Below are 24,185 nucleotides of genomic sequence, written 5' to 3' on the forward strand. Positions count from 1 at the left end.
TTGGCGTCATGTGGGTCTATAATTGCGCCTTTCTCAATCAGGATATGTCATGTCTATTTCCCTGTACGCCGCTTCCATTCCTGTCTTTCAGCAAATGCTCAACGCGCTGAGCGACGTTCTGACCAAAGCCGAAGCCTACGCGACCGAGAAGAAAATTCAGCCGCCAGCCCTGCTACAGGCACGTCTGTTCCCGGATATGCTGCCGTTCACCCGTCAGGTGCAGATCGCCGTCGATTTTGCCAAGGGTGCTTCCGCACGCCTGGCAGGCGTCGAGATCCCGCAATACGATGACACCGAAACCACCTTTGCCGAGTTGCAGGCTCTGCTTGCCAAGACACTCGCGTTCATCGGCAGCATCACCCCTGATCAGGTCGACGGCAAGGAAGGCATCGAAATCGTCCTGCGTCCCGGCACTGAAAAGGAAAAGCGCCTGAACGGTCAGGCCTATCTGCTCAGCTACGCCTTGCCGCAGTTTTTCTTTCACGTCACGACTGCCTACGATCTGCTGCGCCACAACGGCGTTGAAATCGGCAAGCGTGATTTCATGGGCAAGTTCTAAAACGCCCGAAATAAAGGGCTTACAGGCTTCTGCCCGAAGGGTGTGGGAGTGACCGGGGCGGCGATCCGTATTGCTCACGAAGTCGATGCATCGAGCGCCCTCTTTCCTGAGGGCTGTACCGGCCTCTTCGCGAGCAGGCCCGCTCCCACGGCCCTCGGCCAGAATCAAAAACGGGCTGGTTTACACCGACGCGTGCTCAGCGTATGGGTGCAGTTCGTTACGCTTTCACGGAGCTTTGGCGTGAGCTTCGGCTCTTACAGGATGCACTGTTTAGTCACTGCCTTGCCGGATTGAGAAGTTTCGACGCAGAGCCTCACGAAATGCACGCCAATGCGCAGCATTGGCGTGACACTCATCTTCAAGCCGCTTTAATTGTCCTCCCGCAGGCCGCGCTGTTGCAGCGGGCTGTATTGATGTTGTTCTGGAGTATTCATGTTGTTGCCCATCCTTCTGTTGTCAGCCGCCGGGTTCACCGTGCTGACTACAGAATTCGTTATCGTTGGCCTTTTGCCAGCCGTTGCCCGCGACCTGAATGTCACGGTCTCGCAGGCCGGGCTGCTGGTGACGTTGTTCGCGTTCACCGTCGCCGCCTTTGGTCCCTTTCTGACCGCCTACTTTTCGCGCTTCGAGCGCAAGCGCCTTTTTGTCAGCATCCTGGTACTGTTCGGCTTTGCAAATGTGCTGGCGGCGCTGGCGCCCAATATCGCCGTGATGGGTATCGCCCGGCTGATTCCCGCGTTGGGCTTGCCGGTGTTCTGGGCGCTGGCCAGCGAGACCGCCGTGGACATTGTCGGTCCTCAGTTTGCTGGGCGGGCGATTGCCAGGATCGGTTTCGGCATCGTTTGCGCCACGGTGTTCGGCATCCCCATCGGTACCCTGATCTCCGACGCGTTCGGCTGGCGCACGGCCTTTCTGGTGCTGGCCGGTCTGGCGTTCGCCAAGGCACTGTTGTTGACGGTCTATCTGCCGAAAACGGTTGCCCGGCCGAACCCGGTCTCGATCCTTGAACAGTTCGGCATCTTGCGCAGCCGGATGATGCAGGGGCACGTGCTGCTCTCGGTGCTGGTGTTCAGCGGCATGTTCACGGCCTATACCTACCTGGCGGACATGCTCGAGCGTCTTGCCGGTTTCGACGGCGCTCTGGTGGGCTGGTGTCTGATGGGCTTTGGTGCTGTCGGCTTGCTGGGCAACTCGCTGGGCGGGCGCATGGTCGACCGCCATCCGTTGATTGCCAGCCTGGTGTTCTGCGCTTTCATGGTCGTCGGCATGGTCGCGGTGGTGCCGAGCATTCATTCGGTGGTGGCCTTGCCACTCGCGCTTGCCGTTTGGGGCATTACCCAGGCGGCCTTGTTTCTGGTCAGTCATGTGCGGCTGATCAAGGCCGCGCCACAAGCACCTGCATTCGCGGCATCACTGAACATCGCCGGCGCCAACCTTGGCATTGGTATCGGCGCGTTGATCGGCGGCAGGGTCATTGATCACCTGGGGCTGGGCAACGTCGGTTTTGCCGCTGCGGGCATCATTGTGCTGGCGATTGTGCTGGCGCTGTTGTTGATCAAGCGTGATCCAGGGCCGCTCCCGGCTTAGCCTGCATCGGTAAACAGCTGGTTCCGAGCACTTTCGGCGATGGCGACAACGCCGGGGTGCCTGACCTTGCGCTCCACGGTAATGGCGTAGAACGATTCGGTCACCGCGTCAGTGTGGCCAACCACTTGTACGCCATACTGGTTCTGCACTTCGTCGGCGATCACGCTGGGCGCCACGAACACGCCGCTGCCGGATTTGCCGAACGCCTTCATCAGCGCGCTGTCATCGAATTCGCCAATGATGCGCGGCTGAATGCTCTGTTCGGCAAACCAGCGCATCAGTCGGCCTCGAACCACGGTTTCCTGGCCTGGAATCAGCAGCGGTGCGCCATGCATGCACTGTGGAAAATCCGTCCCGATACGCTCCGCCATTTCACGCGTGGCGAAAAAACTGACCCCGCATTCGCCCAGCTTCTGGCTATACCCCTTGATGTCCAGATGCGGCGGCATGGGGCTATCGGAAATCACCAGGTCGAGACGCTGAATGGCCAGGTCTGCCAGCAGTCGTTCCAGCTTGTCCTCGCGACAGGTGATGCGGATTGACTCTTCCAGCGTCATGGTCGGTGCGATCAGGCGGTAGACAATGGACTTGGGCACGACGTCGGCCACCCCGATGCGCAACAGCAATTGCTGTTCATCCGGTTGCGAACGCAGCAGGTTTTCCAGGTCATTGCCCAACTGAAACATTTGTTCGGCGTAGGGCAGGGCGAGGCGACCTGCTTCGGTCATTTCCAGTTGCCGACCGACGCGCTGAAACAGATCGACCCCCAGTGACGCCTCCAGCAGACTGATCTGCCCGCTGACGGTCTGCGCGGTCAGATTCAACTGTTCACAGGCGCGCACGATGCTGCCGGTCTTGGCCACGACCCAGAAGTAGTGAAGCTGGCGGTAATTGAGCATATTTTCTGCCGATTCGGTAAAACCGAAGTATATGCCTTATAAAATCGAATTTTCCTTATGTTTCAAGATGTCTAGAATTCGCTCCAATGCCGGGCTGAACAGGCCGCCCGGCTTCACCGACCGAGGAGCCCATGAACAAAGCCCTTTACGCTGTATTACTGAGCGGTTCGCTGCTGGTAGTGGCGGGATGCGATCAGCTAGAGTCTTCCACCAAGCAGGTGGTGAACGCCGCCGCCGACAGTGCAAAACAGGTGGTCGATGACACCCATAAAGCCGCGACCCAGGCACTGGACGAGGCCAGGCAGGAACTTTCGTTGCAGGAGCCACCACCAAACTCGGCTGAAACCGAAAACACGTCTGATAAAGAAATCTGACTTATAACTATTGGCGCAGGCAGGGCAGTGATCTATGGAATACCTATTGGAACTCGCAACAAGTCCGGCAGCCTGGATCGCACTGGCGACACTGGTGGTGATGGAAGTTGTACTGGGCATCGATAACCTGATTTTCATCTCGATTCTCACTAACAAGCTGCCTGAACATCAGCGCGAGAAGGCTCGCAAGCTGGGTATCGGCATGGCGCTGGTGATGCGTCTGGGCCTGCTCAGTACCGTTGCGTACATCGTGCAGCTGACAGAGCCGGTCTTCGAGGTATTTGGTCAGGCGTTCTCATGGAAAGACATGATCCTGATTGCCGGTGGTCTGTTCCTGGTCTGGAAGGCAACGACGGAAATTCACCACAGCATGGACGTCAAGACCGAGGAAGAGAAAGCCTTGGGTTCGGTGGTGGCGCTGAGCATGAGCGCGGCTATCGTGCAGATCCTGATGCTGGACCTGGTGTTCTCCATCGACAGTATCATCACTGCCGTGGGTATGACCGAGCACCTGCCGATCATGGTCATCGCGGTCATCTCTGCTGTCGTGGTGATGCTTGTCGCCGCCAACCCGCTGGCCAAGTTCATCAACGACAACCCGACGGTGGTCATGCTGGCCCTGGGCTTCCTGATCATGATCGGTATGACGCTGATCGCCGAAGGTTTCGGCGCCCATGTGCCCAAGGGTTATATCTATGCGGCCATGGCCTTCTCGGCAGCCGTTGAAGCCTTGAACATGCTGGTACGCAGGGCAAGACGCAAGAAAGCCGCTACTCAGGTGTCCACGCACTGATAGCTGGCGAAACTGTAAAAAAGGTCGGCCCTGGCAACAGGGTCGACCTTTCGCGTTCAAGGTGCTGGCAAATGCGCTGATGAGGGCAGATCAGCTAAACGCTGCTCACGCCCTTGTAAGTCAGTTGGCTGCTACAGCGGGAGCCTTGAGATGTTTTGCAAGGACTGGCCGCTTTGCCACGCGCGACTCGACGCTGCGTGGCTGGTGATGGCGACGGGATACGCGCATCACCCCCCACAGCATCGCACTGGCAACGGCAAGCCACGAGGCGATCAGCATCACGATTGTCAATTCCAGGCTCATAAGTGCCTCCACATTCCTGCTTTTTGTTGCGGTCTTGATAACTGACAGTCTAGTACGGGGCATGTTTCGGTTAATTGACCAGTGGCATCGGGCTATGAATTATTTTCGCCATTCCGCTGACCGGGGTGCTGCGCGCGGCTATACCCGGAACCCGGTCGGCTCTATCATCGGTGCTCAGGTCGGGTCGCGGGTTGCCCGATAACAGTTGAAGTGGGTGAACATGCTGTCGGTTTCTTTCAATACCGGTACTGCCGGTGCACTGCGTTCATGGTTGATTGCGGCCTTGCTGACGGGCCTTGCTGGTTGTTCGTCGATGGTTACGCCGGAGATGAAACGCCTTCCGGACCGGGTCGAGCTGACGTCGATTCCGTTCTTTCGGGGTAATGCCTATCAAAGCGGCCCGATGGTGCTGGCTAGCATGCTGGCCAACCAGCAGGTGCAGACAACGCCCGGTTTGCTCGACAAGCCGCTGCAACTGCCGGGTGCCGAGGACCGGCTCGAACAGAACATGCAGAAAGTCGCGCGTGAATACGGGTTCATGGTTTACCCGCTTGATGGCCAATTACAGGACCTGCTGACTCAGGTCTCGGCGGGTTATCCGGTCATGCTGCGTTTTGCCCAGGGCTCTGCGCTGTGGAAAGGGCCGCGTTATGCGGTGTTGATCGGCTATAACCGCATCAAGGAGACCGTGCTGCTCAACGCAGGCATGGATCGTCGCTATTCAATGAGTTTCAGCAGCTTCGCGTCGGCCTGGAAGGACGCGGGCAGTTGGGCGGTACTGATTCAGTCGCCCCGGCAGTTGCCGGCCAATGTCGATGCGCAGCGCTGGCTGCAGGCGGCCGAAGCGTTATCGACATCAGGACAGGAGCAGGCGGCGGGCGAGGCGAAAAGAACGCTGGCACGCGGCGTTAAATGAAATCAACGCGGCAGGAACAAAAACGGCACCGAGAAGGTGCCGTTTTACGTTCAGCAAATCTAGAAACCGAGTCGGTCACGCAGGCTGTAATACCATGCGCCCAGCGCGGTCAGCGGGGTGCGCAGCAGCTGTCCGCCGGGGAACGGGTAGTGGGGCAGGTCGGCGAACGCATCGAAGCGCTCTGCCTGACCGCGTAGCGCCTCGGCCAGTACCTTGCCGGCCAGGTGGGTGTAGGTCACACCGTGTCCGCTGCAGCCCTGCGAGTAATAGATGTTGTCGCCCAGTCGTCCGACCTGGGGCAGACGAGACAGGGTCAGCAGGAAGTTGCCGGTCCACGCGTAGTCGATCTTCACGTTCTTGAGCTGCGGGAACGCCTTGAGCATTTTCGGCCGGATGATGGCTTCGATATTGGCAGGATCTCTGGCACCGTACACCACGCCGCCGCCGAAGATCAGGCGCTTGTCGGCGCTGAGGCGGTAGTAATCCAGCAGGTAATTACAGTCTTCGACGCAGTAATCCTGCGGCAGAAGCGTCTTGGCCAGTTCATCGCTCAACGGCTCGGTGGTGATGACCTGAGTGCCGCACGGCATCGACTTGGCCGCCAGCTCCGGGACCAGATTGCCCAGGTAGGCATTGCCGGCCACGATAATGAACTTGGCCCGGACCCTGCCTTGCGCCGTATGCACCACAGGGTTTGCCCCGCGCTCGATACGAATGGCCGCTGATTGCTCGTAGATCGTGCCACCCAGTGTTTCAACGGCCGCCGCTTCACCCAGCGCCAGGTTGAGGGGATGAATATGTCCACCGGTCATATCCAGCAACCCGCCGATGTACTGATCACAAGCCACGACTTCATTGATCCGGCGCTTGTCCATCAACTCGAGGCCGGTGTGCCCATACCGCTCCCAGAGCCGCTGCTGGGCTTCGAGATGCGCCAGTTGCTTGCTGGTCAGCGCTGCGAATACACCACCATCTTTCAGGTCGCACTGAATGCCGTAACGGGAAACCCTATCGCGAATGATGGATGCGCCTTCGAAGGCCATCTGCCCGAGCAACTGCGCCTGGCGTGGCCCCACGGTTCGCTCGATGACATCGATGTCGCGGCTGTAGCTGTTGACGATCTGCCCGCCATTACGCCCTGATGCGCCGAAGCCGACCTTGGCCGCTTCCAGCACCGTGACCCGAAATCCGTTTTCCAGCAGGAACAGCGCGCTGGACAAGCCTGTGTAACCGGCTCCGATGACACACACGTCAGTTTCGACTTCGCCCTGCAGCGCGGGACGTTCCGGGGCAGCATTGGCTGAAGCCGCATAGAAGGACTGCGGGTAGGGCGTGTTTGCCATCCTGAGACTCCGTTTAATATTCTTGACGATGGCGGCAATCGTACCCGAGATATAAAAGCTCTGCCAGCAGCAGGCGAAAAGAGTCGTTGCCTGTAGTTTGGCAAAAAACGCTGTATTTCATAGGGTTAGCAAAAAAACAGATTGACAGGTATTCGCATATCCGTAGAATGCCGACCCACAGCAGGCACGTAGCTCAGTTGGTTAGAGCACCACCTTGACATGGTGGGGGTCGTTGGTTCGAGTCCAATCGCGCCTACCAGACAAAATCCGCTCTGCTGGGCGGTGTCAAAAGGGTCAGCCGAGAGGCTGGCCCTTTTTTGTGTTGCCAATGATCGAGTAAACGCGCGTGTTGCGCAGTCCTCCCTGAATGCTCATGCGATCCTGTCTAAGCGTGCCTTCGTACTCAAATCCGACCCGCTCGGCGAGTCTCTGGCTGGCTTTGTATCTACCTTGCATAGTTTCCAGTCCGGCGTCGGGGGCGGGCCCAGGATGTCTTGAATCATAATGACGATCCCGTCACTTCTCAGCCTTGCATAGCGATTCGTGATAGCGGGCCCGTCTTCGGAGGCAGCGTTGCTTTCATTGTCGCTCTGAACCGGGCCTGATCCGTTATCAACCACCAGTGCGGCCACGTCATCGTCCATGATTTTTTCTCCTGAGTGATGCATAGGTCGACGCCTATGACACTAGCAAGCGTTATTAGGGCTGGATGATGAGTGATACTGGTAAATATGCTAGGTAAGGTTTCAAAAGGTGGGTGAACACAAGAAGGCCGCACGATCAGCGTGCCGGTAAGGCGAAAGGAATCCGATGTCGCGTGATCACTGGCAGGAGCCTTAAAAAATTCACGTATTCAGAGAGTTACTGCAAAAAAGCGTTTGACAGGCAATCGAATATCCGTAGAATGCCGACCCACAGCAGGCACGTAGCTCAGTTGGTTAGAGCACCACCTTGACATGGTGGGGGTCGTTGGTTCGAGTCCAATCGCGCCTACCAAACAAAATCCGCTCTGCTGGGCGGTAAAAAAAGGGTCAACCGAAAGGTTGGCCCTTTTTTGTTGTGCTTGCGTTACCCGTAGAAAGTGCCAGCTCTCGTGCCAATGCGAGCATTGGCNTTCAGGGAATCAGGCGGTCACGACGCAGCTTTTCAAACACGTCGAAGAACGCATCGTCACTGGCCTGAAATGCCGTGAAGCCCAGTTTGCGGCTCTTCGACATGTCAGTGACTACTTCAATCGGACGGCCGAGATCGGCATCGCTGTGCCATGGCGAAATCAGGCGGTTGATGTCACTTTCCTTGAGCTGATGCTCGCGAACAATGTCATCCCAGATTGCTTGATCGTTGGCCATCTGCGTTTCCAGCGGGGCTGGCTCGCTCGGGAAATCGGCTGGCTGCAAGCCGAAGTATTCGGCGATCTGTCCCCACATCCAGCTCCAGCGGAACACATCGCCGTTGGTGATGTTGAACGCCTGATTGGCCGCTGCAGGTGTGGTCGCGGCCCACAGTTGCTGGCGGGCCAGCTGCCGCGCATCGGTCATGTCGGTCAGGCTGTCCCACTGCACACGGGAGCCCGGGAACACGAAAGGTCGGCCCGTGGCTTTACAGATCGAGGCGTAAACGGCCAGAGTCGTCGCCATGTTCATCGCGTTGCCGACGGCGACACCGGTCACGGTGTGCGGACGATGGACGCTCCAGGTAAAGCCATCCTTCTCTGCGGCAGCGAAGACTTCGTCTTCCTGAGCGTAGTAAAAGTTCTCGATATCGAGGCGCGCCTGCGATTCCCTGAACGGCGTTTGCGGCAGGGTGCCTTTGCCATACGCTTCAAACGGGCCGAGGTAATGCTTGAGGCCGGTCACCAGCGCGACATGCTTGACACTGCCTGCGGGCCGCACAGCGTCCAGCACGTTACGCACCATCGCGGCATTGACTCGGATGTTTTCTGCTTCAGTGGCCTGACGCGACCATGTCGTGATGAAAACGTGGGTGGGCTTTAAATCAGCCAGAGCCACACGTACGGACTCCGGGTTCTGCAGGTCTGCAGCAACCGGGATCACGCCGGGCCGCGCTGACGGGCTACGGGAGAGGGCGGCAACCTGCCAATCGTTTTCCAGTAACAACTGCGTGATTGCGCTGCCGACAATGCCACTTGCGCCAACAACCAGGGCGGTCTGAGTCATAGGGGTCTCCTGAGACGGGGAAGAAAGTAATGAACCGTCTGCTGTCTCAGAACAGAATCAGGCCATACCGTTCAACCCGATTGTCCCGATTACCCCGTCACGTGGCTCCGTGCACCGGAAACGTCTTCGGACTCGTTGGCATATGACTTGACGATGGTTTTGGTCGCACTGCTGGCTTTCAGGTCGTCAAGTTTCTGCGGCGCAAGCCATTTGCAGGCGGCAATTTCGTTCTGCGGCGATGGCTCGCTGGAGGCTGGAACCTGAGCGGTAAAAACGTAGTGGGCCACTTGATCCTTCTCGTACACATCGAGGTACAGAAGATCAAGGTCGGCAAGCCCGGTTTCCTCGCACAGTTCACGCACTGCGGCCTGGAAGGGCGTTTCACCCGCTTCAATCCTGCCGCCGGGCAATGCCCAGCGGGATTTCGGTTTGCGCACGTAAAGGACCTGGCCGTCACGTTTGCAGATGACTGTCGCGCGTTGTTTCATAATCCGTTCACCTGTTAAACGTCCGTTGACATGAGTATCTGCAAGGACTGCGTGAACTTGAGACTCAAAGACAGTCAGTGGTAGTCACCAAAATGTAATAAATAGTTCATTTTGGCGGGTGCGCCGCTCAGGTCTTAGCGTGAAACAGCCAGAGCGAGACGCACAGCAGGCGGGTTGCCGAGGTCTGCAACCCGTTTGCTGCATTAGAGTATGGACATCAGTGGGCGGTTAGCCGCGTTCGGTTCACCGGGGGCGACGTACGGCATGTCCGTGCGCTCAGCCTTCCCTGGCTGTTGGCTGCACGTCAGGCAGCGTTCGAGTCGGCAGCCGCTTCCTGCTTGAGGCTGTCCATGTCGATGACAAAGCGATACTTGACGTCGCCCTTTAGCATCCGCTCATAAGCCTCGTTGATGTCCTGCATGTTGATCATTTCGATGTCGGAAACGATGCCGTGCTCGGCGCAGAAATCCAGCATTTCCTGGGTTTCCTGAATGCCTCCGATCAACGAGCCAGCCAGGCTGCGACGTTTGAAGATCAGGTTGAACACCGCTGGTGACGGATGCGGTTCTGCCGGCGCGCCGACCAGTGTCATGGTGCCGTCGCGCTTGAGAAGAGACAGAAAGGCGTCCAGATCATGCGGCGCTGCGACCGTGTTGAGGATAAAGTCCAGGCTGTTGGCCTGAGCGGCCATCTGTGCCGCGTCTTTGGATACGACTACTTCGTCGGCGCCCAGGCGCAAGCCATCTTCTCGCTTGTTGGGGGAGGTCGTGAACAGCACAACATGTGCGCCCATGGCGTGGGCAATCTTGACGCCCATGTGGCCGAGACCGCCAAGCCCGACAATGCCGACTTTCTTGCCCGGGCCGACCTTCCAGTGGCGCAAGGGGGAATAGGTGGTGATACCCGCGCACAACAGCGGCGCTACGGCGGCCAGGTTGGCATCATGAGAGATGCGCAAGACGAACTTTTCCTTGACCACGATCTTGTCGGAGTAGCCGCCGAATGTGTTCTCGCCGCCAAATACCGGGCCATTGTAGGTGCCGGTGAAGCCGCTCTCGCAATATTGCTCGTCACCCTCGGCGCACGATGTACATTGCTGGCAGCTGTCGACCATGCAGCCGACGCCAGCCAGGTCGCCGACCTTGAATTGCTTGACGTCGGAGCCGACCGCCGTGACCCGACCGACGATTTCGTGACCCGGAACAGAAGGATAGAGTGTGTTGTGCCACTCATTGCGCGCAGTGTGCAGGTCCGAGTGGCACACGCCGCAGTAAAGGATGTCGATCTGAACATCGTCAGCGCCGGGCGAGCGACGTTCGAATTGATGGGGTTTGAGTATGTCTTGGGCAGATTGCGCTGCGTAGCTGTACGTCTTGACCATTACTGTCACCTGTTCAATTGAATAAATGTAACGCCGTACGACAGCATAGCCGAGCCTCGCTGCGCGGCAATGCACCTGAATCTGACACATGAGGGAGCCGTGTAGTGCCCTGCGTCACACAAGCGTCATAGGGGAATACAAGGGTCTGCCAAAAAGGTATGAACTTTGCAACAATGCCTGACACGCTTGTAATCTCTGGTCATTATTTTAAGGATGACCGCCGTCGGCTCATGCATCTGGGTGTTTCCATGACAGTCTCACTTCTGGCCACGGGCCTTTGCCCAAGCGTAGCGTGCACCTCACGTACTCCCGGCAGCGCCTCGGCAGCCAACCGCGACCGATTCTCCTGTCACGCGTCTATCGAAGCACTCATCAGCGCCGCACGCGAGCAGACAGCGGATATTGCCTGGGCTGCATACGCCGCTGGCGAACTGAAATGCCTGCTCGGACAGGGCGACAACACCGTTGTCTGGCCAGTACACATCGCGGCTGAAGACTTCGAAGCGTATTGCGCTCAATTGCAGCTGCATTGCCGGGTCGCAGGGCAGGGCGAGGGCGTGCTGGGCTGGGTGTTGGCACCGATGGCCGACAAAGACCACCCCCTGCTGGTGGATCTGGCCGCCAGACTGGGCTCGCTGTTGCAGACCGCCGCGTTGATCCGCGCGCAGAACACTCAGCGGGTTCTGTATGAAATCAGCCTGCTGGCCAGCTCCACGCTGGACCGCGGCGCTTTTCTGCAAGGCATTCATGAGCAATTGGGGGCGCTGATCGATGCCGAGAACTTCTACGTTGCGCTGTATGACCGGCAAAGCGGCAAGATCACGTACCCTTATTACATTGACCGTTTCGATGACGAAGCGATGGCTCACGAGACGTTCGAGTTTATCGACGCTGACCGGATGTCGCTGACCGGGTATGTCTTGAGCAGCGGGCAGCCTTTGTTTCTCGATGCCGCCTGCATCGAACTGGCCAAAGCCGAGAACCGCTTTTACTGCGTCGGACGTCTGCCCGAGTTCTGGATGGGCGCGCCCTTGAAAAATGCATCGGATGAAGTCTTCGGCATGGTCGCGATGCAGGTTTACGATGTGTCTCGTGTCTACAGTGCCCAGGATCGTGCATTGTTCGCCGTCGTGTCGCGCCATGTGGCGATGGCACTGGACCGGCAGTTGCGCCGAACTGACCTGGAACAGGTGGTAGCCCTGCGCACGCAACAACTTTCTGCAGCCAATGACGCGTTGCGTCAGGAAGTCAGGGATCGCGAGCGTGCCGAGCATCTGCAGAGTGCCCTGTTCCAGATTGCCGAGCTTTCCAGTCAGCCCGGCGACATGAACGAGCTTTTCCGCAGCCTGCACATGATCGTCGGCGAGCTGCTGGTGGCGCTCAATTTCTACATCGCGCTTTACGACAGCGCGACGGGCGAAGTGACCTTTCCGTATTACATTGACGAGTTCAAGCCCACGCCGCCGCGTTCACGACGCGGGCAGCGAGGGTTTACCGAGTATGTGATAGGCCAGCGGCGACCGTGCCTGATCGATTACGATGAAGCCCGCAGGCTGGAAAGCCTTGGCGAGATCGAGGTCCAGCGACAATCCGGTCGTTGTTCTTCATGGCTGGGCATTCCGCTGTTCGACGGCGGACAGGTTCGCGGCGTGCTGGTGGTGCAGAGTTATTCCAAGGACGTCAGCTATACCTTGCGCGATCAGGAACTGCTCACCTTTGTTTCTCGTCACATCGATACGGCACTGTCCCGGCGCAGCGCGGCAGACGCGATCCATACCGCCAATGTTTTGCTTGAAGCCAGGGTTCGAGACAGGACCCGTGAGCTGGATCGGGCCAACGCCAGACTGCAGCACGAAAACTCCCACGACTCGCTGACCGGGCTGCCCAATCGCAGCCATTTGCAATATCGCCTGAGGCATGCCTGGCAGGACTTCTGCCGCGATGGCCAGCAACTGATCGTCATGTTCATCGATCTGGATCGCTTCAAGATGATCAATGACAGCCTTGGCCATCACTGCGGCGACATCCTTCTGGTGCAGGCCGCCGAGCGTTTGCGCAGTTGCATGCGCGAAAAGGACCTGTTGGCGCGGCTGGGCGGTGACGAGTTCGCCGTGTTGAGCATCGACACGCCGTTGCAGACCGGCACGGAGATTGCCCAGCGAATACTGACGGCGTTCGAGCAGCCGTTCGTGATCGATGATCACACGGTTTTTTCTTCCTGCAGTATCGGTGTGGTGGGCGCCGACAGCCGCTTCCATCAGGAGCCGGCTGACCTGCTGCGCGATGCCGATACCGCCATGTACCGGGTCAAGAATGGCGGCCGGGACAGCTTCGCGGTGTTCAATCAGGCGTTGCGTCGCGAGGTATCGGATCAGGTCGAGCAGGAGGGCGCCTTGCGCACGGCGCTGAAACGTACGGATCAGTTGATTCCCTATTTTCAGCCGGTGATTTGCGTCAATAGCGGAAAGTTGCTGGCGTTCGAGGCGCTGATCCGCTGGTGCATGCCGGATGGGCGAGTCGTCGGGCCAGAGAGCTTTCTACCTGCGCTAGAGGGGCTGCGTCTGATTGGCCGTCTGGACTTTTACATGCTCAAGCGTGTGGTTGCCATTCTGGCGCAACCCGAAAACGGTCATTGGCCACCCGTGCATGTGAACTGTTCGAGTTACAGCATCACCCGTCCGGCATTCGCGGCGGAAGTGCTGGCGATGCTTGCCGAACACAATGTTGCGCCCGAGCGTCTGTGCCTGGAGCTCACCGAAGGCGCACTGGTGGCCGATCCCGAGCAGGCACGCCTGTCAATGAAGCTTCTGGCCGAGCACGGCATGTCGGTCATGCTCGATGATTTCGGCGCGGGCTTCTCTTCGCTCAGTTACGTGCACCAGTACCATTTCAGCGGATTGAAAATCGACAAGTCGTTTATCTTCGGCCTGGCTTCCAGTGTGCGCAGCCGCGCGATTGTGCGTGCCATCGTGCGCATGGCCGAATCCCTCGATCTGACCGTGGTTGCCGAAGGGGTCGAGGACCGTGAAACCCTTGAGCTGCTGCGTGAGATTGGCGCCACACAGGCGCAGGGCTACTACTTTTCCGAGCCGCTGCCGATTGAGCTGTTGAATATCAACACCGGCCGTGCGGCAGGCTGAAGCTCGGCCAATGCTTGCCGCAGGCGGCCGGATGCATCCGTTTTTTGACGCGATATGTATGCCCTGTTTTTATTTAATCTTTAAAAATCAACAGGTTAATTATTTGTAGGGCAGTTGGCACTGGACTTGCTGTTGAACCTGCGCAACAGGTTCATCAGGAGGTGAGAGATGATTATTGGCACGAGTGCGCTTGAGCAGCTTGTTTCCCGAGCTGTCGTCGGGCGCAAGACCGTAGACGAGGTGTCCCAGGACGCCTTCAGCTCGGTCGCTGCCGCTGGCCTGACATCAGGTTCGGCACCGGTTACCGCGCAGACCAGCAGTTCGACATCGCAGGACAGCAGGCAGGACAACAGTGGTTACAACGAATCCTTTGCACGGATGATGATCAACCTGAAATCCGCCGGTGATACGTCACTGTCGGAAAAGACGGCTGACCGTGACAATGGTGTCATCGGTTCAGTGGCTGGTACCACCAGCACCACTGACACGGCATCGACGGATTCGGTACAACAGAAATTCATGGACTCTCTGAAGCAGACAGCCGAAGAGAAAGTGCGCGAAAAGCTGACGGGCATCACCCAGAAAGACTACGACGCCATGGCACCTCAGGACCAACTGGCCATTGACCAGAAGGTTCAGGACGCGCTCAAGGACAAGCAGAACGACGTTGCGGATGACATCAACACCCGCATCAGAGGTATCAAGGCCGGTATGGTGGCCTGATGTTTGTTCGGCGACTTTGATGACCTTTTCGTGAACAAGCGAAGACTACCGTCCATACACCGCAGTTGATGCGGGTGTATGGAGGTAGTATTCAAGCCCTTTCACCCCAATTGATGCCTGTACGGCAAATCCGGCCCGACCTTTGTGCAGGTCAGCGCAGCCGCGCCGACGGCAAAATTCAGCATCTCGTCCAGTGTTTCCCGTGACAGCGTTGACAAGCCTTGCGGCGTATCGAGCTGGCGTTCACTGAGGAAGGTCAGCAGCGCGGCCTGAAAAGTATCCCCGGCCCCGACGGTATCGGCGGTGGNGCCGTGCTGACGGGTGAAGACGCTGGCGCCTTGCGTGCCGCGGGTGACGATGACCAGTTGTGTACGCTTGCCGAGCCAGCCTTCGGCAATCTTTTGTGGGTCGCTGTCCGGGTACAACAGGTGGAGGTCTTCGTCGCTGACCTTGATCAGGTGCGCTTGCTCGGCGAATGCTGCGACCTGGCTGCGCCAGCGCTGAATGTCCGGTGCCGGGTTGAGGCGCACATTGGGGTCCAGCGAGATCAGGCGGGTGCTGCTTTCACGGGCTACCAGCGCCAGCAGCGTGTCGGCAATCGGCTGCACCACCAGTGAAAACGAGCCGACGTGAATGCCGCGTACCTGCCCGTCGAGTTGCGGCAGGTGTTCCAGGCGTAACTGGCGGTCCGCGCAGCCATCGCCTCGAAAGCTGTAAGTCGGCGATCCATCGCTGCCCACGGCGACCATGGCCAGTGTAGTGGGTGCGTCGAATTCGATCAGGTGATCGGTATTCACGGTTTCCTTTTCCAGCACGGCACGCAGCCGACGACCCAGGTAATCGGTGGACAGCCCGGCCAGGAAGCTCGCTTCCACACCCAGGCGGCGCAGGCCGATCGCAACGTTGAACGGAGAGCCACCGGCAATCGCATCAAACCCCAATCTGTTCAGGGAACCGCTGTCATCAGCGCGGGTGAAAATGTCGAACAGTGCTTCGCCACAAACCAGAAACATAAGTGCTCCATGAAAAAACGGTTCAAACCTTGCGCAGTTGCGCCTGATAACGCTGATAGACCTGCTGATAGGCGGCCACATTATGCACCACGGGGTGCGTCTCACTGCTTTGATCGAGACTTACGCAGCGTTCGCACAGTTGCTGCAGGTCCTGAACCTTGCCGTTGGCGTGCGACCAGCACCAGGCCGCCTGAATGGCAGCGCCCAGCGCAGCGGCTTCCGAGTGGTCGGTGCAGATCACCGGGGTGTTCATGATGTCGGCTACGATCTGCCGCCACACGGCACTTTTCGAGCCTCCGCCGATCAGGCGGATCTTCTCGCTTTTGATACCGCTGTCGCGCAGCAGATCGAGACCGTAGCGAAGGCCGAAGGTGGTGCCTTCGACCACCGCGCGGGACAGGTTGGCCTGGGTCAGATTGGTGCTGTCCAGCCCGACGATGCTGCCGGTAGCGTCGGGCAGGGCGGGCACGCGTTCGCCATTCAGAAAGGGCAGCATCAGTACGCCTTCGGCACCGATCGGCGCCTGGGCGACCGCTTGGTTGAAGCCGGCGATGTCGAGGGCGAACAGCTCGCGAATGGCGGTCGTCGCGTTGGTCAGGTTCATCGTGCAGATCAGCGGCAACCAGCCGCCGGAGGATGAGCAGAAGGTCGCGACCGATTCATGCTCGCTGACCCGTGCCTCATCGGCATAGGCATACACAGTACCGGAAGAGCCGAGGCTCATGGTGATCAGCCCCGGCTGGATATTGCCCGTGCCAATCGCGCCCATCATGTTGTCGCCGCCACCACTGGACACCAGAGCGTCAGGGTTCAGGCTCAGCAATCGGGCAACTTCAGGACGCAGCACGCCGACCGGTTCGTGGGCTTGCAACAGCTGCGGAAGTGCCTTGCCCAACCGGCCGCTCGGGTCGATGTGCGCAAGCAATGGCAGGTCCCACTCGCGAGTGCGCACGTTGAAGTAGCCGGTGCCCGACGCGTCGCCAAACTCGGTGCAGCAGCGACCGGTCAGCCAATAGTTGAGGTAGTCGTGGGGCAGCAACACTTTGTCGATCCGCTCGAACAGCTGCGGGAACTGCTCCTTGGTCCACAACAGTTTGGACACGGTATAGCCTGGGGCGATGACCAGGCCAAGGCGTTGCAGCGACCCCTGCGCGCCTCCCAGGTCGTCCAGCAGGCGCTGGTTTTCCGGTGCCGACTCGGTGTCACACCACAGCTTGGCCGGGCGCAGTACCTCGCCGTGGGCATCGAGCAGCACCAGGCCGTGTTGCTGGCCTGACACACCGATGCCCTGGATCTGCTGTCCGGAAACGCCCGACGCTGCCAATGCCTCGCGGGTCGCCTGTTGCAGCGCGTCCAGCCATTGCTGCACGTCCTGTTCACGGCGGCCGTTATGGTCGCTGATCAGGCTGTGCGGCGCCGAGCCTTCACCCAGCACGTTGCCGCTTTCGGTATCGAGCACCAACACCTTGGTGCCCTGGGTCCCGCAATCGATTCCAAGAAACATGGGAAGTCCCTCAGGCCCTGGCGGTCAAAAGTTTTTCCAGTGTGCCACTCACACCCAGCGTGCGCAGATCATTGAGGTTCTGCTCGAAAGCCGCCACGAAGGCTGCGGATTTCGGAATGGCCGAGCCAAATATTTCTTCCACCGCCAACAAGCGCTCGGCAATGAGCGCGTCATCAGCCACCAGCGCCTGGCAGAACTCGGCACGCGGGTCAGGAATCCTGTAGGTCGTGCCGTTCTCGTCAACACCCTTCAGGTACAGCGCCCATGCGGCGACTACCAGTGAGGCACGTTCGAGATTGCCCTGATCGACGATCAGACGATTGATCGTCGGAATGGTGAACTTGGGAAATTTCGACGAACCGTCCGAGCAGACCCGTTCCAGCTGGTCGGCAATCGCCTGGTTGGAAAAACGCTCGATCAGGGTGTCTTTGTAACCTTCCAGGTCGATGCCTGGCACCGACGCCAGTTGCGGGGTGACATCAAGGTCCATGTAGGCGCGGATATAGCTCACGAACAGCGGGTCATTCATGGTTTCGTGTACAAAACGATAACCTTTGAGGAAGCCCAGGTAGGTCAGTGCCAGATGACTGCCGTTGAGCAGTTTGATTTTCATCTCTTCATAGGGCGTCACGTCATCGGTGAATTGCACGCCGACTTTCTCCCATGCCGGGCGACCATTGACGAACTTGTCTTCCAGCACCCACTGCACGAACGGTTCGCAGACCACCGGCCAGGCGTCGTCGATGTGTTTATCGTCTGCCAGTTGCAGACGGTGGGCTGCGCTGGTCATCGGTGTGATACGGTCGACCATCGCGTTGGGAAAGCTGACGTTTGCCTTGATCCAGTCGTGCAGCTCTGCATCGCGCAACGTGGCAAATGCCAGCAATGCCTTGCGTGTCACTGCGCCGTTGTGTGGCAGGTTATCGCAGGACATCAGGGTAAAGGCCGGCGTGCCTTGCGCCCGGCGCCGCGCCAGCGCGGCGCAGAGGAAGCCGAATACCGTCTTTGGCTGATCCGGATTCGCCAGGTCGTGCTGGATCTGCGGTAGATGGGCCATGAACTGACCGTTGCTGTCGTCGATGCAGTAACCGCCTTCGGTGATGGTCAGCGAGACGATGCGTATGTCCGGGCTGGCAAGCTTGTCGATCAGCGCCTGCGGACTGTCACCGGCCAGCAGCATGCCGCTGATCGAGGCAATGATGCGGGTTTGGGTATCGGGTGTGTCACCCAGTTCATAGAGCGTGTACAGGTAGTCCTGTTGTGCCAGAGCGTCGCGCACGGCCTTGTCTTCAGGACGCAGGCCCACGCCGCAGATGCTCCACTCGAAGCCTTCGCCGCTGTTCATCAGCGCATCGGTGTAAAACGCCTGATGCGCACGATGGAAGCCGCCGACGCCGATATGGGCAATGCCCTGGCGAGTGCTGTCGACGGTGTAGGCGGGCAGGGCAATGTCGGCGTCCAGTCGGGACAGATTGTTTTTATTCAGTTTCATGAAGGGCTCTCCAGAACTCAGGCGGCGGCAGTCTGCAAGGCTTTGGCAATCACCAGACCTTGAGCGTCGAACAGGTGGCAGTGGGCACTGTCGAGATGCAGGTTCAGCGTTTCGCCGTACTGGCTGGCCAGATCACCACGAATACGCATGGTCAGCGCCTCGCCCGAACGGGTGCGCACGTGACAGTACGTGTCGCTGCCAAGACGTTCGCTGACATCGGCAATCACCTGCAACTGGCAATCCTCACTCTGGGCAAGGTTCAGGTGTTCCGGGCGGATGCCCAGCGTCACAGCGGCGCCAACGCTTTGTCCTGCGCCATTGACCGGCAGGCTGATACGCGTTCCGGCATCCAGCTCGACTTCGCAACTGCTGCTGTCCGCCCGGCTGATCCTGCCCTTGAGGAAGCCCATTTTCGGCGTGCCGAGGAAGCCGGCAACGAACAGGTTGGCCGGGTGGTGATACAACTCGAGCGGCGAGCCGACCTGCTCGACCTTGCCGCCATTGAGGACGACAACCTTGTCGGCCAGGGTCATGGCTTCCACCTGATCATGCGTCACGTAGATCATGGTGGCCTGCAACTCTTTATGCAGGCGCGACAACTCCAGGCGGGTCTGCACGCGCAGCGCGGCGTCGAGGTTGGACAGCGGCTCGTCGAACAGGAAAATCTTCGGGTTGCGCACAATGGCCCGGCCAATCGCGACACGCTGACGTTGTCCGCCGGACAGCTGCTTGGGCTTGCGCTCCAGCAGTGGTCCGAGCTCCAGAATACGTGCGGCTTCATCGACCTTCTTCTTGATCTCGGCCTTGTCACCGCCCGCCAGGTCCAGCGCAAACGACAGGTTCTTGCCGACGGTCATGTGCGGATACAGCGCATAGGTCTGGAACACCATGGCCAGGTCACGCTTGGCCGGGGTCACCTGAGTGATGTCCCGGCCATCGAGCTCGATGGTTCCCGATGTCACTTCCTCGAGCCCGGCGATCAGCCGCAGCAGGGTGGATTTGCCGCAGCCCGAAGGCCCGACGAAGACCACGAACTCGCGGTCTTTCACGTCCAGGTCAATGCCCTTGATGATCTGGTGACCGTCAAAGCCTTTTTGCAGATTGCGGATGCTCAGATTAGCCATGTTGGACTCCTTCTTGTTCTTTGGGCCGGGCTATTTGACAGCGCCGAACGACAGGCCGCGAACCAGTTGTTTCTGACTGATCCAGCCGAAAATCAGAATGGGCGCACAGGCCAGGGTCGAGACCGCTGACAGCTTGGCCCAGAACAACCCTTCGGGGCTGGAGTAGGAAGCGATCAAGGCAGTCAACGGGGCCGCGGCGGACGAGGTGAGGTTCAGAGACCAGAACGCTTCGTTCCAGCACAGGATCAGCGACAGCAACGCGGTGGACGCCAGGCCGCCCTTGCAGATCGGCATCAGCACGCGAAAGATTTCCTGGCGGGTGCTGGCCCCGTCCAGCCGCGAGGCCTCGAGGATCTCGCCGGGGATATCCTTGAAGTAGGTGTAAATCATCCAGACCACGATCGGCAGGTTGATCAGCGTATAGATGATGATCAGTGCCAGACGCGAATCCAGCAGGCCAAAGGTCTTGGCCAGCAGATAGATCGGCATCAGCACGCCCACCGGCGGCAGCATCTTGGTAGACAGCATCCACAGTAGCGTGCCTTTGGTGCGCTTGGTCTCGAAAAACGCCATGGAATATGCCGCAGGAATCGCGATCAGCATCGCCAGTACCGTCGCGCTGAAGGAAATCAGCACCGAGTTCCAGGCAAAATGGAAGTAATCGCTGCGCTCCTGAATGTGCAGGTAGTTTTCCAGCGTTGGGGTGAAGAACAGCTGTGGCGGTGTCGCGAACGCATCGATCTCGGTTTTGAAGCTGGTCAGGACCATCCAGAAGATCGGAAAGAACACCAGCGCAGCGATGATCCAGGACAGGGCCCCGAGCAGCAGGCTTTGCAGACGGCGTGATTGTTTGAGGGTCATCATGGCAAGGTCCTCATGACTTGTCGGTGAGGTTTTTGCCGATCATCCGGATCAGGATGATCGCCGCGATGTTGGCTATGACCACTGCAATCAAGCCGCCCGCCGAGGCCATGCCGACGTCGAACTGCAGCAGCGCCTGGATGTAGATCAGGTAAGCCAGGTTGGTCGAGGCAAAGCCCGGCCCGCCATTGGTCGTGGTGAAGATTTCAGCGAATACCGAAAGCAGGAAGATCGTTTCGATCATTACCACCACGGCAATCGGACGTGCCAGGTGCGGCAGGGTCAGGTGCCAGAAGATTGCCAGGGGACCTGCGCCGTCCAGCCGCGCCGCTTCTTTCTGCTCTTGATCGAGCGACTGCATGGCGGTCATCAGGATCAGGATCGCGAACGGCAGCCATTGCCAGGAGACGATGATAATGATCGACAGCATCGGGTAATGGGCGAACCAGTCGATGGGTTGCGCGCCGAAGAACTTCCAGACCGCCGCGAGTACGCCGGACACCGGGTGGAAAATCAGGTTTTTCCAGATCAGCGCACTGACCGTGGGCATGATGAAGAACGGCGAGATCAACAGCACACGGACGATGCCACGACCGAAAAACTCACTGGCTTCCAGCAGCGCCGAAATCAGCACGCCGAAGATCACGCTGATCGCCAGCACACTGCCGACCAGCAGCAAGGTATTGCCGGCACCCGGCAAAAAGCCGCTGTCGGTCACGAAGTACTGGAAGTTTTCCAGGCCGACGAATTCGTTTTCGCCAGGGGAGAGCAGGTTGTAGCGGATCAGCGAGAAATAAATGGTCATGCCCAGCGGCACGATCATCCACACCAACAGAAGCGCCACCGAAGGACTGACCAGAAACCAGCCCGGCTTGAATCGACGGCTTTTGAGCGGTTGCTGTTCGCCGGACAAGTCCGTGCGTTCAGGGGAGGCTGAGGTATTCATGGGGAGCTCCGAACCGGATTGCACCAGAGTTGTTGCGCAGTTGAGCGGCAGGGCGAAAGCATCGGCTTTCGCCCTGGTGCGTGACGGTTACTTTTTCGGGTAACCCGCTCGTTTCATGTCGCGCGCGGTAGCGGTTTGCGCATTCTGCAAGGCTTGATCCACAGTGGACTGACCTATGAGTGCTGCGGAGAACTGCTGACCGACGCTGGTGCCGATGGCCTGGAACTCGGGAATGGTGACCAGTTGAATGCCGACGTAAGGCACGGGCTTGAGGGTTGGCGACTTGGGATCGACCTTCTTCAACGACTCAAGCGTGATGTTGGCAAACGGCGCTGCCTTTTTGTACTCGTCGGTGTAGGTCGAGGCGCGGGTGCCCGGCGGTACGTTGGACACGCCGTCGGTATCGGCAACCAGTTTGGCGTACTCTTTCGAGGTGGCCCACTGGGTGAACTCGGCAGCGTCCTTGGTGTTCTTGGCGCTGGTCGGGATCGCCAGCGACCACGAGTACAGCCACGACGAGCCCTTGTCGGTCACCTCATGCGGGGCGTAGGTGAAGCCGACGCTGTCGGCCACTTTGCTCTGCTTCTTGTCGGTCACGAACGAACCGGCAACGCTGGCGTCGACCCAGATGGCGCACTTGCCGCTGTTGAACAGCGCAAGGTTCTCGTTGAAACCGTTGCTGGAGGCGCCCGGCGGCCCGGACTGCTTCATGGTGTTGACGTAGAAGTTCAGCGCATTCTTCCACTCTGGCTGATCGAACTGTGGCGTCCACTTCTCATCGAACCAGCGTCCGCCAAAGGCGTTGGCCAGCGTGGTGATCAGCGCCATGTTCTCGCCCCAGCCAGCCTTGCCGCGCAGGCAGAGACCGTACTGTTCCTTGGATTTGTCGGTCAGTTTGCCGGCGAACTCGGCGATCTGCGTCCAGGTAGGGCGCTCTGGCATGGTCAGGCCGGCCGCCTTGAACAGGTCGGTGCGGTAGTAAGTGATCGAAGCTTCAGCATAGAACGGCAGGGCGAACAGTTTGCCGTCCACCGACAGGCCGTCACGCACGGAAGGGAACACATCGTCCAGCTCGTAACTGGCAGGCAGGTCTTTCATTTCCTGCAACCAGCCTTTCTGACCCCAGAGTGAGGCTTCGTACATGCCGATGGTCAGCACGTCGAACTGGCCGCCCTTGGTGGCGATGTCGGTGGTCAGTCGTTGGCGCAGCACGTTCTCTTCCAGCACGACCCAGTTGAGCTTGATGTCGGGGTGCTTTTCTTCGAAGGTCTTGGAGAGGCGCTGCATGCGAATCATGTCACTGTTGTTGACCGTGGCGATGGTCACGGTCCCCGCTGTGGCACTGCCACTGAACACGAAACAGGTACTGAGGACGGAACTGGCGAGCAGAAGTTTTGCTGAGTTCTTCATTGATCACTCCTCTTCCACGCCCAAAGGACTGTAGAAGGATGGTTATTGTTTTTTTCTCTTCCGGAGGTGAGGAAGATGTGCACTGATTACACCGGCGTTCGGTTTGAAAGACAAATCCTGCGCCGCACTCTGACTGATACTTTTTTGCACTCGGGTGCGAAAAGCCAACAGCGCCGAATCGCCCATAGGACGGCTTCGACGCATCTTCAGCGTAGACGATGAGGGCGAGAGCGGGGCGAATCAGTACAGGTTTTGTTCGGTCAGACGCTGAACGGCGAGGCGGCGGTAGTGCGACGGGGTCATGCCCTTGAGTTGCTGAAAGCGCCGATTGAAATTGGAAATATTGTTGAATCCGGACTCGAAGCACACATCGGTGACCGGTTTGTCGCCGTCGGCAAGCAGTTCACACGATTTGCTGATGCGCAGCCGATTGACGAACTCCACGAAGCAGCGCCCGGTAGCCTGTTTGAACACCCGGGAAAAATAGGTCGGCTTCATGCCCAGATACTCGGCGACTTCCTCCAGCGGCAGCTCGCGGCCATAGTGGGTGAATATATAATCCACCGCCCGGTTGGTGCGATCCACACTGTGCTCGTCCGCCGTGTGGGCCACCGCCGTGCCTGACAGCAGCTGGTAGTCGTCGCTGGCGGCCAGCAGCTCGAGCAGGATGAAGAAGTGGCCCAGGCGAGTGATGCCTCGTGAGTCGGCGATCTTCTGCATTTGCTTCATGGCCTGACGAATCGTGCGTTTGCAGCGAAATTCGATGCCGTAGCGGGCGCGCTCCAGTAAAGGCGTCAGGGTCTTGAGTTCGGCAAACACCTGATTGCCGCTTTCCAGCAGCTCGTCGGTAAAGTTGACCAGCATGTCGCGCTTGGGCACCACCTCGCCATCGTCGATCTGGCTGATCCAGTTATGCGGCAGGTTGGGGCCGGTGAGAAACAGGCTGGCAGGATTGAAATTGCCGATGTAGTCGCCGACAAACACCTTGCCAGAGCTGGCGACAATCAGGTGCAGCTCATATTCCTTGTGGAAGTGCCAGCGCACCAGCGGGCAGGGGAAACCATGCTCGCGGTAGATGATCGACAGACCGTTGTGGTCGTCCATCAATTCGTAGGAAGGGTCGGCGATTCTTGTTGTTTTATTCATTGGCGA

At 58.8% G+C, this 24,185-nt stretch carries 21 protein-coding genes and 2 tRNA genes; 9 read left to right on the forward strand and 14 right to left on the reverse strand.

Going from position 1 to position 24,185, the window contains the following annotated elements:
- Window positions 1-49: 49 nt before the first annotated feature.
- Window positions 50-559, forward strand: coding sequence for a DUF1993 domain-containing protein (locus tag AO388_RS05520; protein ID WP_003369297.1), 510 nt, complete (start codon window positions 50-52; stop codon window positions 557-559).
- 432 nt (window positions 560-991) lie between these two features.
- A complete protein-coding gene (locus AO388_RS05525) occupies window positions 992-2,146 on the forward strand; it encodes an MFS transporter (protein ID WP_003434173.1) in 1,155 nt (384 codons plus the stop codon).
- Here the strand turns inward: AO388_RS05525 and nhaR are convergent.
- The gene (nhaR, locus tag AO388_RS05530; RefSeq protein WP_003369301.1) at window positions 2,143-3,045 is read right to left on the reverse strand and encodes a transcriptional activator NhaR; all 903 of its coding nucleotides are present in this window, start codon (window positions 3,043-3,045) and stop codon (window positions 2,143-2,145) included. The genes AO388_RS05525 and nhaR overlap by 4 nt on opposite strands.
- A gap of 131 nt (window positions 3,046-3,176) precedes the next feature.
- Here nhaR and AO388_RS05535 point away from each other — a divergent pair, with 131 nt between their 5' ends.
- Together AO388_RS05535 and AO388_RS05540 are read left to right on the forward strand one after the other, a co-directional pair.
- Window positions 3,177-3,419, forward strand: a complete 243-nt coding sequence (locus AO388_RS05535; RefSeq protein ID WP_003369303.1) for a hypothetical protein — start codon at window positions 3,177-3,179, stop codon at window positions 3,417-3,419.
- Between the two features lie 34 nt (window positions 3,420-3,453).
- Window positions 3,454-4,212, forward strand: a complete 759-nt coding sequence (locus tag AO388_RS05540; protein ID WP_003369306.1) for a TerC family protein — start codon at window positions 3,454-3,456, stop codon at window positions 4,210-4,212.
- Window positions 4,213-4,332: 120 nt separating this feature from the next.
- Here AO388_RS05540 and AO388_RS05545 read toward each other — a convergent pair whose 3' ends face one another.
- A complete protein-coding gene (locus AO388_RS05545; protein WP_044309624.1) occupies window positions 4,333-4,515 on the reverse strand; it encodes a hypothetical protein in 183 nt (60 codons plus the stop codon).
- Window positions 4,516-4,735: 220 nt separating this feature from the next.
- On the opposite strand from AO388_RS05545, the gene AO388_RS05550 reads away from it, so the two are divergent.
- A complete protein-coding gene (locus AO388_RS05550; RefSeq protein ID WP_003434171.1) occupies window positions 4,736-5,431 on the forward strand; it encodes a hypothetical protein in 696 nt (231 codons plus the stop codon).
- A gap of 59 nt (window positions 5,432-5,490) precedes the next feature.
- On the opposite strand, the gene AO388_RS05555 is transcribed toward AO388_RS05550, so the two are convergent.
- Window positions 5,491-6,774 (reverse strand): NAD(P)/FAD-dependent oxidoreductase, encoded by a 1,284-nt coding sequence (locus AO388_RS05555; protein WP_003369311.1) that lies wholly within the window; start codon window positions 6,772-6,774, stop codon window positions 5,491-5,493.
- Between the two features lie 182 nt (window positions 6,775-6,956).
- Between AO388_RS05555 and AO388_RS05560 the strand changes: the two genes are divergently transcribed.
- Window positions 6,957-7,033: transfer RNA gene (locus tag AO388_RS05560), tRNA-Val, on the forward strand.
- A 660-nt stretch (window positions 7,034-7,693) separates the two neighbouring features.
- Window positions 7,694-7,770: transfer RNA gene (locus AO388_RS05570), tRNA-Val, on the forward strand.
- Window positions 7,771-7,889: 119 nt separating this feature from the next.
- Here AO388_RS05570 and AO388_RS05575 read toward each other — a convergent pair.
- The 3 genes from AO388_RS05575 to AO388_RS05585 form a co-directional block, all read right to left on the reverse strand.
- The gene (locus tag AO388_RS05575) at window positions 7,890-8,951 is read right to left on the reverse strand and encodes an SDR family oxidoreductase (RefSeq protein WP_003434169.1); all 1,062 of its coding nucleotides are present in this window, start codon (window positions 8,949-8,951) and stop codon (window positions 7,890-7,892) included.
- Window positions 8,952-9,040: 89 nt separating this feature from the next.
- On the reverse strand, window positions 9,041-9,439 hold the full coding sequence (locus AO388_RS05580; RefSeq protein WP_003369317.1) for an NUDIX hydrolase: 399 nt from the start codon (window positions 9,437-9,439) through the stop codon (window positions 9,041-9,043).
- Between the two features lie 304 nt (window positions 9,440-9,743).
- Window positions 9,744-10,820: an NAD(P)-dependent alcohol dehydrogenase gene (locus AO388_RS05585; RefSeq protein ID WP_003434168.1), complete on the reverse strand. Its 1,077-nt coding sequence runs from the start codon at window positions 10,818-10,820 to the stop codon at window positions 9,744-9,746.
- 230 nt (window positions 10,821-11,050) lie between these two features.
- Here AO388_RS05585 and AO388_RS05590 point away from each other — a divergent pair, with 230 nt between their 5' ends.
- Together AO388_RS05590 and AO388_RS05595 are read left to right on the forward strand one after the other, a co-directional pair.
- The gene (locus tag AO388_RS05590; protein ID WP_063613802.1) at window positions 11,051-13,960 is read left to right on the forward strand and encodes a bifunctional diguanylate cyclase/phosphodiesterase; all 2,910 of its coding nucleotides are present in this window, start codon (window positions 11,051-11,053) and stop codon (window positions 13,958-13,960) included.
- A 168-nt stretch (window positions 13,961-14,128) separates the two neighbouring features.
- Entirely contained in the window at window positions 14,129-14,683 is a 555-nt protein-coding gene (locus tag AO388_RS05595) for a hypothetical protein (protein WP_003434165.1), read from the forward strand.
- Between the two features lie 101 nt (window positions 14,684-14,784).
- Here the strand turns inward: AO388_RS05595 and AO388_RS05600 are convergent, their stop codons facing one another.
- The 8 genes from AO388_RS05600 to AO388_RS05635 all read right to left on the reverse strand — a co-directional run bounded on the left by AO388_RS05600 (window position 14,785) and on the right by AO388_RS05635 (window position 24,179).
- Window positions 14,785-15,696: a carbohydrate kinase family protein gene (locus AO388_RS05600; protein ID WP_058416165.1), complete on the reverse strand. Its 912-nt coding sequence runs from the start codon at window positions 15,694-15,696 to the stop codon at window positions 14,785-14,787.
- 22 nt (window positions 15,697-15,718) lie between these two features.
- Window positions 15,719-17,200 (reverse strand): xylulokinase, encoded by a 1,482-nt coding sequence (xylB, locus tag AO388_RS05605; protein WP_058416166.1) that lies wholly within the window; start codon window positions 17,198-17,200, stop codon window positions 15,719-15,721.
- A 10-nt stretch (window positions 17,201-17,210) separates the two neighbouring features.
- The gene (locus AO388_RS05610) at window positions 17,211-18,692 is read right to left on the reverse strand and encodes a mannitol dehydrogenase family protein (protein ID WP_058416167.1); all 1,482 of its coding nucleotides are present in this window, start codon (window positions 18,690-18,692) and stop codon (window positions 17,211-17,213) included.
- A 17-nt stretch (window positions 18,693-18,709) separates the two neighbouring features.
- On the reverse strand, window positions 18,710-19,816 hold the full coding sequence (locus tag AO388_RS05615; protein ID WP_003434157.1) for an ABC transporter ATP-binding protein: 1,107 nt from the start codon (window positions 19,814-19,816) through the stop codon (window positions 18,710-18,712).
- A 30-nt stretch (window positions 19,817-19,846) separates the two neighbouring features.
- Window positions 19,847-20,680: a carbohydrate ABC transporter permease gene (locus tag AO388_RS05620; RefSeq protein ID WP_003369336.1), complete on the reverse strand. Its 834-nt coding sequence runs from the start codon at window positions 20,678-20,680 to the stop codon at window positions 19,847-19,849.
- 10 nt (window positions 20,681-20,690) lie between these two features.
- Window positions 20,691-21,623: a carbohydrate ABC transporter permease gene (locus AO388_RS05625; protein ID WP_003369337.1), complete on the reverse strand. Its 933-nt coding sequence runs from the start codon at window positions 21,621-21,623 to the stop codon at window positions 20,691-20,693.
- 87 nt (window positions 21,624-21,710) lie between these two features.
- Entirely contained in the window at window positions 21,711-23,033 is a 1,323-nt protein-coding gene (locus AO388_RS05630) for an ABC transporter substrate-binding protein (protein ID WP_003434156.1), read from the reverse strand.
- A gap of 240 nt (window positions 23,034-23,273) precedes the next feature.
- Window positions 23,274-24,179, reverse strand: a complete 906-nt coding sequence (locus AO388_RS05635; RefSeq protein WP_003434154.1) for an AraC family transcriptional regulator — start codon at window positions 24,177-24,179, stop codon at window positions 23,274-23,276.
- Window positions 24,180-24,185 lie beyond the last annotated feature (6 nt).

The sequence above is a fragment of the Pseudomonas sp. ICMP 10191 genome, assembly GCF_001467335.1.
Classification (GTDB): Bacteria; Pseudomonadota; Gammaproteobacteria; order Pseudomonadales; family Pseudomonadaceae; genus Aquipseudomonas; species Aquipseudomonas cerasi.